15 protein-coding genes are annotated in these 15,847 nt (G+C 65.2%); 11 read left to right on the top strand and 4 right to left on the bottom strand.

Annotated features, from left to right (window positions below):
- Positions 1 to 2: 2 nt before the first annotated feature.
- Positions 3 to 557, bottom strand: coding sequence for a cob(I)yrinic acid a,c-diamide adenosyltransferase (locus HD842_RS20875; RefSeq protein ID WP_183556943.1), 555 nt, complete (start codon positions 555 to 557; stop codon positions 3 to 5).
- 80 nt (positions 558 to 637) lie between these two features.
- Here HD842_RS20875 and HD842_RS20880 point away from each other — a divergent pair, with 80 nt between their 5' ends.
- From HD842_RS20880 to HD842_RS20910, 7 genes are all read left to right on the top strand, one after another.
- Positions 638 to 2,119, top strand: coding sequence for an FAD-linked oxidase C-terminal domain-containing protein (locus HD842_RS20880; protein ID WP_183556945.1), 1,482 nt, complete (start codon positions 638 to 640; stop codon positions 2,117 to 2,119).
- Positions 2,119 to 3,177, top strand: a complete 1,059-nt coding sequence (gene glcE, locus HD842_RS20885) for a glycolate oxidase subunit GlcE (RefSeq protein WP_183556948.1) — start codon at positions 2,119 to 2,121, stop codon at positions 3,175 to 3,177. The genes HD842_RS20880 and glcE overlap by 1 nt, the downstream gene beginning before the upstream one ends.
- 12 nt (positions 3,178 to 3,189) lie before the next feature.
- Positions 3,190 to 4,416 carry a glycolate oxidase subunit GlcF gene (gene glcF / locus HD842_RS20890; RefSeq protein ID WP_183556950.1) on the top strand — a complete coding sequence of 409 codons (1,227 nt, stop codon included), beginning with the start codon at positions 3,190 to 3,192 and terminating at the stop codon, positions 4,414 to 4,416.
- Positions 4,417 to 4,453: 37 nt separating this feature from the next.
- A complete protein-coding gene (locus HD842_RS20895) occupies positions 4,454 to 4,681 on the top strand; it encodes a type II toxin-antitoxin system Phd/YefM family antitoxin (protein WP_183556951.1) in 228 nt (75 codons plus the stop codon).
- Positions 4,682 to 4,818: 137 nt separating this feature from the next.
- Positions 4,819 to 5,133, top strand: coding sequence for a hypothetical protein (locus tag HD842_RS20900; RefSeq protein WP_183556954.1), 315 nt, complete (start codon positions 4,819 to 4,821; stop codon positions 5,131 to 5,133).
- A gap of 72 nt (positions 5,134 to 5,205) precedes the next feature.
- On the top strand, positions 5,206 to 5,670 hold the full coding sequence (locus tag HD842_RS20905) for a hypothetical protein (RefSeq protein ID WP_183556956.1): 465 nt from the start codon (positions 5,206 to 5,208) through the stop codon (positions 5,668 to 5,670).
- Complete coding sequence (locus HD842_RS20910) at positions 5,670 to 6,569, top strand: DUF2145 domain-containing protein (protein WP_183556958.1); 900 nt, start codon at positions 5,670 to 5,672, stop codon at positions 6,567 to 6,569. Before HD842_RS20905 ends, HD842_RS20910 begins: the two co-directional genes overlap by 1 nt.
- A 12-nt stretch (positions 6,570 to 6,581) precedes the next feature.
- Here the strand turns inward: HD842_RS20910 and HD842_RS20915 are convergent, their stop codons facing one another.
- On the bottom strand, positions 6,582 to 7,070 hold the full coding sequence (locus tag HD842_RS20915; RefSeq protein WP_183556960.1) for a glutathione peroxidase: 489 nt from the start codon (positions 7,068 to 7,070) through the stop codon (positions 6,582 to 6,584).
- Between the two features lie 192 nt (positions 7,071 to 7,262).
- Between HD842_RS20915 and HD842_RS20920 the strand changes: the two genes are divergently transcribed.
- Together HD842_RS20920 and HD842_RS20925 are read left to right on the top strand one after the other, a co-directional pair.
- Positions 7,263 to 9,536: a TonB-dependent receptor domain-containing protein gene (locus HD842_RS20920; RefSeq protein WP_183556962.1), complete on the top strand. Its 2,274-nt coding sequence runs from the start codon at positions 7,263 to 7,265 to the stop codon at positions 9,534 to 9,536.
- Positions 9,537 to 9,680: 144 nt separating this feature from the next.
- Positions 9,681 to 11,813, top strand: coding sequence for a TonB-dependent receptor plug domain-containing protein (locus HD842_RS20925; RefSeq protein WP_229424873.1), 2,133 nt, complete (start codon positions 9,681 to 9,683; stop codon positions 11,811 to 11,813).
- 149 nt (positions 11,814 to 11,962) lie between these two features.
- On the opposite strand, the gene HD842_RS20930 is transcribed toward HD842_RS20925, so the two are convergent.
- Both HD842_RS20930 and HD842_RS20935 read right to left on the bottom strand, forming a co-directional pair.
- The gene (locus HD842_RS20930; protein ID WP_183556964.1) at positions 11,963 to 13,099 is read right to left on the bottom strand and encodes a PilT/PilU family type 4a pilus ATPase; all 1,137 of its coding nucleotides are present in this window, start codon (positions 13,097 to 13,099) and stop codon (positions 11,963 to 11,965) included.
- Between the two features lie 9 nt (positions 13,100 to 13,108).
- A complete protein-coding gene (locus HD842_RS20935; RefSeq protein WP_183556967.1) occupies positions 13,109 to 14,152 on the bottom strand; it encodes a type IV pilus twitching motility protein PilT in 1,044 nt (347 codons plus the stop codon).
- A 54-nt stretch (positions 14,153 to 14,206) separates the two neighbouring features.
- On the opposite strand from HD842_RS20935, the gene HD842_RS20940 reads away from it, so the two are divergent.
- Positions 14,207 to 14,908, top strand: a complete 702-nt coding sequence (locus HD842_RS20940; protein WP_183556969.1) for a YggS family pyridoxal phosphate-dependent enzyme — start codon at positions 14,207 to 14,209, stop codon at positions 14,906 to 14,908.
- A gap of 10 nt (positions 14,909 to 14,918) precedes the next feature.
- Complete coding sequence (gene proC, locus HD842_RS20945; protein WP_229424874.1) at positions 14,919 to 15,731, top strand: pyrroline-5-carboxylate reductase; 813 nt, start codon at positions 14,919 to 14,921, stop codon at positions 15,729 to 15,731.
- The last annotated feature ends 116 nt before the right edge of the window (positions 15,732 to 15,847 follow it).

A 15,847-nucleotide genomic window follows, 5' to 3' on the forward strand; every position in this document is an offset into this window, starting at 1 on the left:
ACTTATCTGGCCTTGCGCTCGTGGTTCCACAGCACGTCACCCCCGCCCGCGAAGCGGTTCAGTACGCGCGCCAGCACGAACATCAGGTCGGACAGGCGATTGACGTACTGGCGCGGGTGCGCGTGAATCTCTTCTGCCTTCGACAGCGCGACGATCGCGCGTTCGGCGCGCCGGCACACCGTGCGGCACAGGTGCGCCGTGGACGCCGCGCGCGAACCGGCCGGCAGGATGAATTCCTTCAGCACCGGCAGGTCGGCGTTGTATTTCTCGAGCATGGTGTCAAGGCGCAGCACGTGTTCTTCCTTGATCATCTGGTAGCCCGGAATGCACAGCTCACCGCCCAGGTCGAACAGGTCGTGCTGGATGCCCACGAGTTCGTCGCGCAGATCCGCCGGCATGTCTTCGCACAGCAGCAGGCCGACAAAGGAATTGAGTTCGTCGACTTCGCCCAGCGCGTGGATGCGCGCGCTGTCCTTGCCGGTGCGGCTGCCGTCGCCGAGGCCCGTGCTGCCATCGTCGCCGGTGCGGGTTGCTATTTTTGAGAGGCGGTTGCCCATGATGTTCTCTTATGCAGTAGGGTGAAAATACGATGGCATGAGGATACGACAAAACCTGTCGATTTGCTTACAATCGACCCATGTCTTCGTCCAATCCAGCCTTGCCTGACCGACGTGCGCAGGTCGTCGCCGCGCTCCTGGCGCGTGTGCCCGCCGCATGCGTCCTGTTTGCGCCCGAAGACACGCGGCCCTACGAATGCGATGGTCTGGCCGCCTACCGCCAGTTGCCCATGATCGTGACGTTGCCGACCGACGAAGCGCAGGTGCTGGCCATCCTGGCCGTGTGCCGCGCATTGAACGTGCCGGTGGTCCCGCGCGGCGCCGGCACCGGCCTGTCGGGCGGCGCGCTGCCGATCCACGATGGCGTCGTGCTCTCGACCGCGCGCATGAACGCCATCAAGCGGGTCGATCATCTGGCGCGTACCGCCGTCGTGCAGCCGGGCGTGCGCAACCTGGCCATTTCCGAAGCGGCTGCGATCCACGGCCTGTATTACGCGCCCGACCCGTCGTCGCAGATTGCCTGCACGATCGGCGGCAACGTGGCCGAAAATGCGGGCGGCGTGCATTGCCTCAAATACGGTCTGACGATTCACAACGTGCTGCGCGTGCGCGTGGCCACGATCGAGGGCGACATCGTCGAACTGGGCGGTGGTGCGCTCGATGCGCCGGGCCTGGATCTGCTGGCCGTGTTCATCGGCTCGGAAGGCATGCTCGGCATCGTTGTCGAGGTGACGGTAAAACTGGTGCCCAAGCCGGCGCTGGCGCAGGTCATCATGGCCTCGTTTGCCGACGTGGTCACGGCCGGCAATGCGGTGGCCGACGTCATTGCGGCCGGCATTATCCCGGCGGGCCTCGAGATGATGGACCGCACCTCGGTGCGCATGGTCGAACCGTTCGTCAAGGCCGGTTACGACCTGGACGCCGCTGCGATCCTGCTGTGCGAAGCCGATGGCACAGCGCTCGAAGTGGCCGAGGAAATCAGCCGCATGAGCGCGGTGCTGGCGCGCGCCGGCGCCACCGCGATTACCGTCTCGCAGAGCGAAGCGGAGCGCGGGCGCTTCTGGTCAGGCCGCAAGAATGCGTTCCCAGCGGCGGGGCGCATCTCACCCGATTACTACTGCATGGACGGCACCATCCCCCGCAAGCAGCTCGCGCGCGTGCTGGCCGGGATCGCGGCGATGGAAGTCACGTACGGCCTGCGCTGCTCGAACGTGTTTCATGCGGGCGACGGCAATATGCATCCGCTGATCCTGTTCGACGCCAGCGTGCCGGGCGAATTCGATCGCGCCGAAGCCTTCGGCGCGGCCATCCTGGCGCTGTGCGTCGAGGTGGGCGGCACCATCACGGGCGAGCACGGCGTGGGCATGGAAAAGATCGGGTCGATGTGCGTGCAGTTCGGACGCAAGGAGCTCGACGCCTTCTTCGCCGTCAAGCACGCGTTCGATCCGTGCGCGCTGCTCAACCCCGACAAGGCCATCCCCACGCCGCACCGCTGCGCCGAATTCGGCAAGCTGCACGTGCACCACGGCCAGGTGCCGTTTCCAGAATTGCCGCGCTTCTGATGAACACCATCGAACACTTCCAGCAGCAGGTCAGGGCGGCCGCCGCCAGCGGGCAGGCCCTGTGCATCCGTGGCGGAGGCACCAAGGACTGGTACGGTGGCGCGCCGGCAGGCGCCATCCTCGATACACGCGCCCATACCGGCATCGTCGACTACGAGCCGACCGAACTCGTGATCACGGCGCGCTGCGGCACGCCGCTGGCCGAGATCGAGGCCGCGCTGGCAGAACGCAACCAGATGCTGGCGTTCGAGCCGCCGCATTTCGGTCCGCACGCCACGCTGGGCGGCGTGATTGCCAGTGGCTTGTGCGGCCCGCGCCGCGCGACGAGCGGCGCCGCGCGCGACTTCGTGCTGGGCGCGACGCTGCTCGATGGCCGCGGCGACGTGCTGGCCTTCGGCGGGCGCGTCATGAAGAACGTGGCCGGCTACGACGTCTCGCGCATGCTGGCCGGCTCGCTCGGTACGCTGGGCGTGCTGCTGGAAGTCTCGGTCAAGGTGCTGCCACGGCCCTTTGCCGAAACGACGCTGCGGTTTGCACTGGACGAGATCGATGCGCTGCGATCCCTGAACATGTGGGGCGGCCAGCCCTTGCCCATCTCGGCCAGTGCCTGGGTCGACGGCGAGCTGGCGCTGCGTTTGTCGGGCGCCGAGGCAGCGGTCGATGCCGCCGTGCGAAGTCTGGGTGGCGAGGTGATGCCGGAGCCCGATGCATTCTGGCGCGCCGTGCGCGAGCAACGCACGTCATTCTTTGACGGCGACGGTGCGCTGTGGCGCCTGTCGGTGCCATCCACCACCGGCGCGCTGGTGCTGGGCGGCGCGCAGATGATCGAATGGGGCGGCGCCCAGCGCTGGTTGCGCGCGGATGGTGACGCAGGTACTGCGCAGGCGATCCGGCGCACCGCGCAGGCCTGCGGCGGCCATGCGACGCTGTTCCGGGGCGGCGACAAGTCGGTCGGCGTGTTCCAGCCGCTCGCGCCCGCGCTGGCGCGCATCCATGCGCGCATGAAAGACGCGTTCGATCCCGCGCATATCTTCAACCCCGGTCGCATGTACCCATAAGGCGCACAAGACATGCAAACCACGTTGGCCGATTTCATCAAGGGCACGCGCGAGGGCACCGAGGCCGAAGCGATCCTGCGATCCTGCGTGCACTGCGGCTTTTGCACCGCCACCTGCCCGACGTACCAATTGCTGGGCGACGAACTCGATGGCCCGCGCGGGCGCATCTACCTGATCAAGAACGTGCTCGAAGGCGCCGAACCAACCCGCAAGACCCAGCTGCATCTGGACCGCTGCCTGACGTGCCTGAACTGCGAAACCACGTGCCCGTCGGGCGTGAAGTACGGGCGCCTGCTCGACATCGGCCGCAAGCTGGTTGACGAGCGCGTAGCGCGGCCCCTGGGCGAGCGGCTCACGCGCACGACGCTCAAGGCCTGTCTGCCTCGCGCGGGCCTGGCCACACCCGCATTCAGGGCAGGGCGCCTGCTGCGGCACCTATTGCCGGAGAAGCTGCAGGCCAAATTGCCGCCCGTGCGCGCGGCGGGTCGCTGGCCGACGCGCACCCACCCGCGCAAGATGCTGGTGCTCGATGGCTGCGTGCAGCCCGGGATGGCGCCGAATATCAACGCCGCCGCGGCGCGTGTGCTCGATGCGCTGGGCGTGCAGCTGACCGTGGCGCCCAAGGCCGGCTGCTGCGGCGCGCTGCGCTATCATATGAACGACCAGGACGGCGGGCTGGATGACATGCGCCGCAATATCGATGCCTGGTGGCCAAGCGTTGAAAACGGCGCGGTCGAGGCGATCGTCATGACCGCATCGGGCTGCGGCGTCACCGTCAAGGAATACGGCCACCTGCTGGCGCATGATCCGGCGTACGCCGCCAAGGCCGAACAAATCAGCGCGATGACGCGCGACCTGTCGGAAGTCTTGGCGCTATTTCAGGACCGCATCGCCGCACTGGCAAAGGGGAAGGGCGGCCCGCCCGTGGCGTACCACCCACCGTGCACGCTGCAGCATGGTCAGCAAATCCGAGGCAAGGTCGAAGGCGTGCTGCAGGCGGCCGGCGTGGACGTGGTGCTGTGCGCCGACAACCACCTGTGTTGCGGTTCGGCCGGCACCTATTCGGTGCTGCAGCCGGCCATCTCGCTCGCGCTGCGCGAGCGCAAGCTGGCCAGCTTGGCCGCGACGGGGGCTGACCACATCGTGTCCGCCAATATCGGGTGCATCGCGCATTTGCAGGCAGGGACCGGGACGCCCGTGACGCACTGGATCGAGCTGCTGGAGCAGATGCTGTCGTGATCTGCATTTTTTTCTACCAATGCAAGCGTGAATGCATATGAGAATCTTCAATTTGCCTGACCCGCATGTGACTCTTGAGTCTGTTATCGACCACGCTGTCCAGGATGCCGACGTGATGGTGATTGCGCGTTGCAATGCCCCAAACGCGGTTGTCATGTCGTTCGACTATTACAGCAGCCTGATGGAAACGATGTACTTATTGGGCACGCCAGCAAACGCTGCTCACCTGGCGAAGTCGCTTGCTCAGGCGCGAAAGGGAACATGAGGTATCGAAGGGTGCGCCGGACTGGATAGCGTGGTAAATATCGTGTCTTTGCGTGGATCGGCGTGAGGCGAGGCGCGTCAAGCGCGCCCGTGGTAGCATCGCCCCGACCCCAGCAACGAACACCAGCAGGAACGATCTTGAGCTTTACCTTTCAACTCGTGCGCGAGGACGAAGACAGTCCGCGCGCCATCGTCTTCGAAGACAGCAGCACCCCGGGCCTCGTGCCGGTATGGGAGGCCGCCGGCGTCTACGACGCGCTCTACAACAGCGATGGCCAACTGGCGCGCGACGTGTCGCGCCGGCTGGCGTATGGCGTCGATCGCCTGAATGACGATCCCGGGCTTGCCAACCTGCTGCCGCCTGGCCTGTCGATGGATGTGGCGATCCGCTTCCTGGACAACGTCACGCGCGGCTGCATCACCCACGGCGCGGCACGCATTCAGACGCGATAAAATTGCCCTATGGTCATTCGGCGCAAGGGCTTGTACCATAGGAGCGTTCTGCTCGCCAAATGAAAGAGTTTTATGACCTTGCCTATCCTCTCCCGCACGCTGTGCCTGACCCTGTTCGCCGCGGCCTGCAATGCGCCTGCGCAGGCTGACAGCTTTGCGTCGTCCGCGTCCAGCGCCGGCTCGGCGTCGTCGGCCAGCATTTCCGATTCGGTCAGCGGTTCCAGCAACAGCTCGAGCGACAACGACAAGGTCGCCGCCGGCCAGTACCGCGTGATCAATATCGCGCACGCCCCGAACAAGCCCGACACCACCCGCCTCACGCTGCGCGCAACCGCTGCCGGCCAGGCCCGTTCGTTCGAGCTTGACGTGCCCAACCGCGCCCTCGCGACGCGCACCGTGATCGCGGGCGACGTGGTCCAGGTCAATGAGCGCGCCTACGGCTACGAATTCGCCTACGCCGACACCCAGCGGCCATTCTTCCTGGCACTGCAGGATGAGTGGTACCGCGAACTGGGCTCGCGCAAAGTCACGATCTGATGCTCGTGCGCCAGGCTGCGCTGGCGCTGCTGTTGTGTGCGAGCGGCAGTGCCTGGGCTGGCTTTCCCACCTTCTGCGACCGCTCGCGCGACCTCAACGCGACCGAGCAGGACCGCGTGCTGCGCTTTGCCGGCGTGGTCAAGCAGGAGCTGGCGCGTTCGAACGGCAAGGTCGCCCTGATCGCGCGCGCCGGCACGGACCTGAGCCGCTTCGATCTGGTGTATTCACACGCCGGCGTCGCACTGCGCGACACGCCGGACAGCCCGTGGGCCGTGCGCCAGCTGTACTACGAATGCGACGAGGCGCGTCCGTACATCTTTGACCAGGGCATCGCCGGCTTCGCGCTGGGCGCCGATGCACCGGGCAAGGGCCATATTGCCTTGATGTTCCTGCCGGATGACGACAGCGCATCGCTCGAACGCGCCGCCCGTGACAAGGCGCTGGCGCTGGCCCTGCTGGCCGGTCAATACAGTGCCAACGCCTATGCCTACGGCACCAAGTACCAGAACTGCAACCAGTGGGTGGCCGAGCTGATGGCCAGCGCCTGGGGCGGCGCGGCCGGTGAAGGCAACGCGCGGAAAAAAGCACAGGCCTGGCTGCGCGCGAACGATTACGTCCCCGGTCCGGTCAAGGTGCCATCGCACTTCACGATGTTCGCCGGGCAGTTCGTGCCGCTCGTGCACGTGGACGACCACCCGGTGGAAGACCTGCACGCACTATCGCTGCAGGTCAGCGTGCCGGCATCGATCGAAGCGTTCGTGCAGCGCCGCGCGCCCGACACGCAGCGTGTGGAAATCTGCCATGACGAGCGCCGCATCGTCGTGCGGCGCGGCTGGACGCCACTGGGCGCAAGCTGCGAGCCGCAGCCCGGCGATGAAGTGATCGCCATTGCGCCGTGAGCGCTGGCGCAATCAGACCCCGTTCGCCAGCACCTTCTCGATATCGCTGCCCAGGTCTTCCGGCTTGGTGGTCGGCGCATAGCGCGTGACGACCGCGCCTTCGCGGTTGACGAGGAATTTGGTGAAGTTCCATTTGACCGCTTCAGTGCCCAGCACGCCGGGCGCTTCGCCCTTCAGGAAGCGAAACAGCGGATGCGCGTCGTCGCCATTGACGTCGACCTTGGCGAACATCGGGAACGTCACGCCGTAGTTCTTTTCGCAGAAGGCGCCGATCGCTGCTTCGTCGCCCGGTTCCTGGTGCCCGAACTGGTTGCACGGGAAGCCGAGCACCACGAGGCCCTGGTCCGCATAGCGGCGCTGCAGCGCTTCGAGCCCCTGGTACTGCGGCGTGAAGCCGCAGGCGCTGGCCGTATTGACGATCAGGAGCGCCTTGCCGCGGTAGCGCTGCAGGTCGACCGGCTGGCCGTCGAGGGCAGTGGCGTTGAAATCGTAGGCATTCATTTGAGGTCTCCTTGTTGTAAACAATGCAGTTTACGCTACTGCTGACGAACGCACGGCAGAGCGTTGGCCCCGGCGGTGTCCGTTCGCCGATCAATGCTGTGACATTTCGCCGTCTTAGCATTTCTTAACAAATTCCGGGCATGACGCGTGCGACAATCACGCTCGTCCAAACGTCCCGTCACCCAGGTATTCATGTCACGTCACCGTTCTTCCGCTCTGTTATTCGCGCTGCTGGCGCCCGTCTGCGCATTGGCCCAGGAAACCGCCGTCCGGCCGGCGGAACCCGTCACCGGCGCCGTGACGCCGACTGCCCCGGCGCTGCAGGGGGCCGAGGTTCCCGTCGCCTCCACCGTCGCCGTGACGGCCGCGCGTTCGTCGAACCGGATCGACCGCCAGGCGTATGACGTCAAGAGCGACGCCGCCTCGACCAACGACACGGTGGCCGACACGCTCAACAAGGTGCCGTCGGTGGCGGTGGATGCGGATGGCAACGTGACGCTGCGCGGGCGCAGCAATGTGCAGATCCTCGTCGATGGCAAGCCGTCGGCGATGATGCAGGGCGAGAACCGCGCTGCGGCGCTGGGCGCAATCCCAGCGGCCGATCTCGATTCGGTGGAAGTGATCAACAACCCCGGCGCGCAGTTCGGCAACGAAGGCGGGGGCGGCCCGATCATCAACCTGGTGATGCGGCGCGAGCGCACGCCGGGCGGCTTCGGCGCCGTCAATGCGAACGTCGGGCCGGAAGGGCGCGCCAATGCGTCGAGCTTCGGCAGCTACACGACCGGGCGCATGAGCGTGCAGGGCGGCGTGTACGTCCGGCGCGACACGCGTGGCTCCGACGGCGAAACAAACCGCGACCGGATCGATCCGCTCACCGGCGCCGTGGCCAGCAGCACACAACGCTCCAGCAGCGAGACCGACACCGAGGCCGTGGGCATGAACAGCTCACTGACCTACAACCTGGGCGACAAGGACGTGCTGTCGGCCAAGGCCAGCTTCTCGGCCAACGGCAGCGACGGGCAGTCGCAGGAACGCTATCGCGGCCTGAACGCCGACGGCAGCATCGACGGCGACTACCTGCGTTCGAGCGTGCGTGACAACGACAACCGCAGCTACAGCCTGAGTGGTGGCCTGGATCACAAGGGCGCGCGCCCCGGTGAAATCCTCAAGCTCGACCTGCGCCTGTCGGGCAACAAGGGCGAGGCCGACACGCGCTTTGCCAGCGATTACACGGTGCGCCCCGCCAATTCGACCGCGCCGCGAACGCACCAGAACAACCTGACCGAAACGCGCGTGATCGACTTCACGGGCGACTATGAACTGCCGGGCGAGAAGGGCGTGTTCAAGGCGGGCTACAAGGTCGCGCAGAACAGCAATGTGTTCGACACGCGCTTTTTCAATGTCGATGAGGCGACGCTGGCCGAAAGCCTCAGTAACCAGCGCACCAACCGCTTCGAGCTCGATGAAACGACGGTGGCGTTGTACGGTACCTATCAACTGCGCCTGGCCGAAAAATGGGGCTTGCTGGGCGGGTTGCGCACCGAGTACACCGACCTCGATCTGAACCAGGTCACCACGAACGTCAAGGCCAACAACCATTACTTCGACGCGATCCCGAGCGCATTCCTGACCTACGACCTGTCAGACGACACGGCGCTGCGCCTGAGTTACGCGCACCGCATCCGCCGGCCGGGCGCGGGCGACCTCAATCCCTTCGTCGTCTACCGCGACGAAACCAACGTCTCGTCCGGCAATCCCGACCTGATGCCCACCAAGACCGACTCGATCGAGCTGGGGCTCGAGACCAAACTGGGCAAGGTCGAGACCAATGTGCGCCTGTACGCGCGGCGCGACTCGGACCTGATCCAGGAGCGACGCACCTTCATCTCCGACACCGTGCTGCTGACCACGCGCGAGAACGCCGGCAGCAGCAACTCGGGTGGCATGGAATTCACGTTCAGCGGGCGCGTGACCCCGAGCTTGACGGTCAACGCCAGCGGCAATCTGGGGTACTCCGAGCAATCAGTACTGGGCAACAGCCAGGACGACAAGCGCAGCGCCACGTCGCTCAGTGGCCGCGCGCGCGTGAGCTACCAGATCAATCCGACCAACAGCCTGCAACTGGTGCTCAATGCGCAGGGCAAGACGCTGTTCGGCGAAGGCTACCGCCAGCCGACGCGCAGCGCTGACCTGAGCTACCGCCGCAACCTGAGCCAGGCCCTGAGCCTCGTCGTGAACGTCAACGATGTCTTCGACTCGCAGAAAACCGAATCGATCACCGAGACCGACCGCCTGCGCGAATACAGCATCCGTCGCCAGGAAGGGCGCCTCGTGTATGTCGGGCTGTCGTACCGCTTCGGTAGCTTTGGTGGCGCGGGCGGGCGCCGACCGGATGGACCGCGGGGCGGGCCCGGCGGTGGACCAGGGTTCGGGCCACCGGGCGGCGGCATGGGACCCGGCGGGTGAGCGTTTGACCCGTATGCGGGTCGGGTAATTTGACGACGTGCTGTTCGCAGCAGCAGGGGCATGACAGAATACGGCACCTTTGAATTTGCCATGACTGCCCCCCAGATGCTTCGCCCCACGCTCGTCGCGCTTTCCCTGTCTGCCTTGCCTGCTTACGCTCAGAACACCGCGGCACCGGCACTCTCCACGGACACTGTCCAGAAGGTCGAAGTCAAGGCCGACGCCAACGGCTACGATCCGCGCCGCGACGATACCGCCAGCAAGATCGTCGTGTCGACCGAGGAAATCCGGCGCTACGGCGACACCTCGGTGCTCGACGTGTTCAAGCGCCTGCCAGGGATCACCGTCAGCGGCGGCGCAGGGCGTGGCGGTGGCGAGATCCGCATGCGTGGCCTGGGCAGCGGCTACACGCAGATCCTTCTGAATGGTGAGCGCGCGCCGGCCGGCTTCGACATCGACCAGCTTTCGCCCGATTCGATCGAGCGCATCGAAATCCTGCGCGCCGCCAGCGCCGAGTTCTCGACCCAGTCGATCGCAGGCACCATCAATATCGTCCTCAAGCGCGCGGTGAAAAAGGCGCAGCGCGAACTGCGCGTGGGCTACGGCAAAAGTGGGGAGGTCAGCAATCCTTCCGCCAGCCTCACCATGTCGGACCGCGTCGGCAAGATGTCGTATTCGCTCGCTGCGAGCGCCTGGCGCTACGAGTTCGATCGCCCGTCGCCATTTGAGGAGTCGCAGATCGACGCGGCTGGGCGTCCTACCTTTTTGCGGCGCAGCGAGCAGACCGATCGTGGCAGCCCGCAAGGCATCAACCTCACACCACGGCTGAACTGGAGCCTGGAGAACGACGACACGGTCAGCTGGCAATCGCTCGTCGCGCACCAGCGCAACAACTACCAGGGCAGCACTTCGACCGAGACTATTCTTGGCCTGCGCCCTCTGTACGACGAGCGCGACGTGCGCAGCAAGGGCACCAACACGACGCTGCGTTCGGACCTGACCTGGATGCATAACCTGGAAGAAGGCGCCAGGTTCGAGCTGAAACTGGGCGTGAACGGGTCGCGCAGCCGCGGCAACTGGCATGAAGACGACTTTCGCACGCTGGACAGTGTTGATCGTCTGGCGCGCGACTCCACCGTGCTCAGTGCCACTGACGAAGTTGGCGTTACCGCGGTGGGCAAGTATTCGCGGCCATGGAAGAAGGACCACGCGCTGTCGATGGGTTGGGACGGCGGCCATACCTTGCGCGACGATGGACGCGGCGAACTGGAGCTGTTCCCGCTCGCCGGCAGCACGCTGCGCCGCGATGAAGATTACGACGCCACCCTCAAGCGCCTGGCGCTGTTCGTGCAGGACGAGTGGAACGTCACCAAGCAATGGTCGATGTACGCGGGCCTGCGCTGGGAAGGGCTGGAGACGCGCAGCAGCGGCAACACATTCGACACCAGCACCAACCGCGCCAGCGTCTGGAGCCCGCTCGCGCAGACGCTCTACAAGCTGCCGGACAGCCGCGACCAGGTGCGCCTGGCATTGACGCGTACGTTCAAGGCGCCGGCGGCCAGCAACCTGATCCCACGGCGCTTCACGACCCCGAACAACAGCCAGACCGACCCTGACTACCGCGGCAATCCCGACCTCAAGCCCGAGCTGGCGACCGGCATCGACGCGTCCTACGAACATTATTGGGCCGAGAAGGCGCTGCTGAGCGCCAGCGTATCGGTACGGCGCATCAGCGACTACACGCGCCAGGGCCTGCTCTTTGAAGACGGTCGCTGGATCCAGACGCCGGTGAATGATGGCGACGCGCTCACGCGCAGCCTGGAGCTCGAGGCGAAGTTTCCGCTGTCGGCCGTGCTGCAGGACGTGCCGGACATCGACCTGCGCGCCAGCCTGGCGCGCAACTGGTCGCGGGTCGATGCGGTGCCGGGGCCGGACAACCGGCTCGATCAGCAGGTGCCGGTGTCGGGCACGCTGGGCGTGGACTACAAGACGCCCGGCGGCAAGCTCACGACAGGCGCGAGCTTCGCCTTCAAGAACGGCGGCAACGTGCGTGTGAACGTGGAGCAGTCACGCTACCAGAGCGTGCGGCGCGAACTGGATGTGTATGCGCTGTGGAAGCTCAATCCAACTTACCAGCTGCGGCTGGCGGCAACCAATCTGCTGGCGCAGGATACGGTGTCCGAATCGCGCTACGTGGATGACAACGGCGTGCAGCGCAGGACGACGTTTTCGGATGGGCAGGCGATGGCGCGGGTGACGCTGGAGTCGCGGTTCTAACCGGGACGCGCCACCTGAAAACGTCGTTCCCGCGAAGGCGGGAACCTAAGTCCTGTGCATTGCCACGAAAGTGCCCGTCGGTGGCTGTGCTCGAGCTTGGGTTCCCGCCTGCGCGGGAACGACGGTGACGAGGTTGATGCTACAAGCGGCTACACTAACCCCAGCGCCTCCGTCCCGCTCGAAAAATCGCGATTCTTCGCATGCTTGCTATTGAGCTTGATGTTCAATCGCAGGTCGTTGACCGAGTCCGCATTGCGCAGCGCGTCTTCGTAGGTGATCTTGTCGGCCTCGTACAGGTCGAACAGCGCCTGGTCGAACGTCTGCATCCCCAGCTCGCGCGACTTCTTCATGATTTCCTTGATCTCATGGACTTCGCCCTTGAAGATCAGGTCCGAAATCAACGGTGAGTTCAGCAGGATTTCGATCGCCACCACGCGGCCCTTCGATTCCTTCTTCGGAATCAGGCGCTGCGACACCAGGCCTTTCAGGTTCAGCGACAAATCCATCAGCAGTTGCTGACGGCGCTCTTCGGGGAAGAAGTTGATGATCCGGTCCAGCGCCTGGTTGGCGCTGTTGGCATGCAGCGTGGCCAGGCACAGGTGGCCCGTTTCGGCAAACGCGATGGCGTGTTCCATCGTTTCACGGTCGCGGATCTCGCCGATCTGGATCACGTCCGGCGCCTGGCGCAGCGAGTTTTTCAGGGCTGCTTCAAAGCTGTCGGTGTCCACGCCCACTTCGCGCTGCGTGATCACGCAGTTCCGGTGCGGGTGGACGAATTCGACGGGGTCTTCGACCGTGATGATGTGGCCGTAGCTGTTCTCGTTGCGGTAGCCGACCATCGCCGCCAGCGTCGTCGACTTGCCCGAACCCGTCGCGCCGACCATGATCACCAGCCCGCGCTTGGTCATCACGACGTCCTTGAGCGTGTCGGGCAAGCTCAGTTCCTCGAACTTCGGGATCGCCGTGGTGATCACGCGCAGCACCATGCCCACGCAGCCCATCTGCATGAAGGCCGAGACCCGGAAGCGTCCCAGGTCGCCCGGCGTGATGGCGAAATTGGCTTCGCGCGTCAGCTCGAAGCCGGCCCCCTGCTTGTCGTTCATGATGGCGCGCGCCAGGTCGCCCGTGTGACCGCTGGTGAGGGGCTGGCTCGACACGGGCGTCATGCGCCCGTCGATCTTGATCGCCGGCGGAAAGCCCGCCGTGATGAACAGGTCCGAGCCGCCCTTGGTCACCATCAGGCGCAGCAGGTCGAACATGAATTTGGTAGCCTGGTCGCGTTCCATGGATCGCCCTTAGCCGAGGAAGTTTTCGGGGATCTTGGCGGCGCTGCGCGCAGCAACCGACGAGATCATGTTGCGGCGTACGAGGTCGGTCAGGTTCTGGTCCAGCGTCTGCATACCCACGTTGCTGCCGGTCTGGATGGCCGAGTACATCTGGGCGATTTTCGCTTCGCGGATCAGGTTACGGATGGCTGGCGTACCGATCATGATTTCGTGCGCCGCCACGCGGCCCGAGCCGTCCTTGGTCTTGAGCAGCGTCTGCGAAATCACCGCCTGCAGCGATTCGGACAGCATCGCGCGCACCATCTCTTTTTCCTCGGCCGGGAACACGTCGACGATACGGTCGATCGTCTTGGCGGCCGACGACGTGTGCAGCGTGCCGAACACGAGGTGGCCCGTCTCGGCGGCCGACAGCGCCAGGCGGATCGTTTCCAGGTCGCGCAGTTCGCCGACCAGGATCGCGTCCGGATCTTCGCGCAGCGCCGAGCGCAGTGCATTGCTGAACGAGAGCGTGTGCGGGCCGACTTCGCGCTGATTGATCAGGCATTTCTTGGAGTCGTGCACGAATTCGATCGGGTCTTCGATCGTCAGGATGTGGCCATATTCCTGCTCGTTGAGGTGATTCACCATCGCCGCCAGCGTGGTCGATTTGCCCGAACCGGTGGGGCCGGTGACCAGCACCAGGCCGCGGGGTTTGAGCGCCAGTTCGCCGAAGATCTTCGGCGCGTTCAGGTCTTCGAGCGACAGGATCTTGGACGGAATCGTGCGCAGCACGGCGGCAGCGCCCCGTTCCTGGTTGAAGGCGTTGACACGGAAACGCGCCAGGCCCGGAATCGCGAACGAGAAGTCGCACTCGAGCACTTCTTCGTACTGCTTGCGCTGGCCGTCGTTCATGATGTCATAGATCATGCCGTGCACGTCCTTGTGCTCCAGCGGCGGCAGGTTAATCCGGCGCACGTCGCCATGGACGCGGATCATCGGCGGCAGGCCGGCCGACAGGTGCAGGTCCGAGGCCTTGTTCTTGACCGAGAAAGCGAGTAATTCCGATATGTCCATTTATAATCCCAATGCCGCAAACGGCCTCAAAAATATTTCCTATAGAAAATCATTATGTCCATAATCGCCGGGAACTTGCAAGCTGTCGAAGCGACAATCACCGATGCTGTAAAGGCATCGGAACGCACCAGAAACGACGTCCAGTTGCTGGCCGTGTCGAAGACGTTCCCTGCGCAGGCGGTGCTGGATGCGATGGCCGCCGGCCAGCTGGCGTTCGGCGAAAACTATTTGCAGGAAGCGCTCGACAAGATCGCAAGCGTCGCGCAGGCGCAACCAGATGCGGCCGTCGAGTGGCATTTCATCGGCCCGATCCAGAGCAACAAGACGCGGCCCATCGCTGCCAGCTTCGCCTGGGTCCATACGGTCGAGCGGCTCAAGATCGCGCAGCGCCTGTCGGAGCAGAGGCCGCCCGAACTGGGCCCGCTGAATATCTGCCTGCAAGTGAACATCAGCGGTGAGGCCAGCAAGAGCGGCGCAACGCCTGAAGAATTACCGGGGCTGGCGCGTGAGGTGGCGCAACTGCCGAACCTGCGCCTGCGCGGCCTGATGGCGATCCCCGAGCCCACCACCGATATCGCGGCACAGCGCGCCGCCTTTGCCCGCGTGCGCGCCCTGTTCGACGCGCTGCGCGCCGACGGCCTGGAAATGGACACGCTGTCGATGGGCATGTCGGGCGACCTGGCGCCCGCGATTGCCGAAGGCGCGACGATCGTGCGCGTTGGCAGCGCCATCTTTGGCAAACGCGATGACACCTGACAGGATCACCATGAACATCGTCTTTATCGGCGGCGGCAATATGGCCGCGGCCCTGATTTCCGGGCTCGTGAAGGTCGCGGGTTCCGGCGCGCAGATCCACGTGGTGGACCGCAATCCCGAAGCACTGGAGCGTCTGGCGCGCGAGTATGGCGTGCGCACTGCGACTGACATCGACGAGGGGGTCCAGCACGCTGAAGTCGTCGTGCTGGCCGTGAAGCCGCAGCAGATGCGCGAAGTGGCCACAGCACTGGCGCCGCACCTGACGCGCCAGCTGGTGCTGTCAATCGCGGCGGGTATCCGCAGCAGCGACCTGACGCGCTGGCTCGGTGGCTACGACGCCATCGTGCGCACGATGCCGAATACACCAGCGCTGATCGGCATGGGCGTGACGGGTCTGGCGGCGCAGGCGGGCGTGAACGCCGCGCAGCGCGAGCAGGCCGACGCCGTCATGCGCGCGGTCGGCAAGACTGTGTGGCTGGACGACGAGGCGCAGATCGATGCGGTGACGGCGGTGTCGGGTAGCGGGCCGGCCTACGTGTTTTACTTCCTTGAAGCGATGCAGGAAGCGGCGCGCGCGATGGGCCTGAATGCGGAGCAGGGCAGGGAACTGGCGCTGGCCACGTTCACGGGCGCAGCGCAGCTGGCGGCGCAGTCCGATGAAGCAGTCGACGTGCTGCGTGCGCGCGTGACGTCAAAGGGCGGCACGACGCACGCGGCAATCGAGAGCATGGAAGCGGCAGGCGTGAAAGGCGCGATCGTCGCAGCGATGCAGGCCGCAGCGGCGCGTGGCAAGGCACTCGGGGACGAGCTGGGTCAGGATTGAGCGTGCGGTGCCTGTAAAAAGCTTGGGTTCCCGCCTTCGCGGGAACGACGGTCTGGAGGCTGGTTGCCACGATCAACATCCGTAGCTGCCAACCCTAAAACCGTCGTTCCCGCGCA

It is taken from the genome of Massilia aurea (assembly GCF_014200505.1).
Lineage (GTDB): Bacteria > Pseudomonadota > Gammaproteobacteria > Burkholderiales > Burkholderiaceae_D > Telluria > Telluria aurea_B.

Excerpts from the sequence above, each read along its gene's own strand:
- HD842_RS20875 (WP_183556943.1), bottom strand. The coding sequence starts at position 557 with ATGGGCAACCGCCTCTCAAAAATAGCAACCCGCACCGGCGACGATGGC.
- HD842_RS20880 (WP_183556945.1), top strand. The coding sequence starts at position 638 with ATGTCTTCGTCCAATCCAGCCTTGCCTGACCGACGTGCGCAGGTCGTC.
- glcE (WP_183556948.1), top strand. The coding sequence starts at position 2,119 with ATGAACACCATCGAACACTTCCAGCAGCAGGTCAGGGCGGCCGCCGCC.
- glcF (WP_183556950.1), top strand. The coding sequence starts at position 3,190 with ATGCAAACCACGTTGGCCGATTTCATCAAGGGCACGCGCGAGGGCACC.
- HD842_RS20895 (WP_183556951.1), top strand. The coding sequence starts at position 4,454 with ATGAGAATCTTCAATTTGCCTGACCCGCATGTGACTCTTGAGTCTGTT.
- HD842_RS20905 (WP_183556956.1), top strand. The coding sequence starts at position 5,206 with ATGACCTTGCCTATCCTCTCCCGCACGCTGTGCCTGACCCTGTTCGCC.
- HD842_RS20910 (WP_183556958.1), top strand. The coding sequence starts at position 5,670 with ATGCTCGTGCGCCAGGCTGCGCTGGCGCTGCTGTTGTGTGCGAGCGGC.
- HD842_RS20915 (WP_183556960.1), bottom strand. The coding sequence starts at position 7,070 with ATGAATGCCTACGATTTCAACGCCACTGCCCTCGACGGCCAGCCGGTC.
- HD842_RS20920 (WP_183556962.1), top strand. The coding sequence starts at position 7,263 with ATGTCACGTCACCGTTCTTCCGCTCTGTTATTCGCGCTGCTGGCGCCC.
- HD842_RS20930 (WP_183556964.1), bottom strand. The coding sequence starts at position 13,099 with ATGGAACGCGACCAGGCTACCAAATTCATGTTCGACCTGCTGCGCCTG.
- HD842_RS20935 (WP_183556967.1), bottom strand. The coding sequence starts at position 14,152 with ATGGACATATCGGAATTACTCGCTTTCTCGGTCAAGAACAAGGCCTCG.
- HD842_RS20940 (WP_183556969.1), top strand. The coding sequence starts at position 14,207 with ATGTCCATAATCGCCGGGAACTTGCAAGCTGTCGAAGCGACAATCACC.
- proC (WP_229424874.1), top strand. The coding sequence starts at position 14,919 with ATGAACATCGTCTTTATCGGCGGCGGCAATATGGCCGCGGCCCTGATT.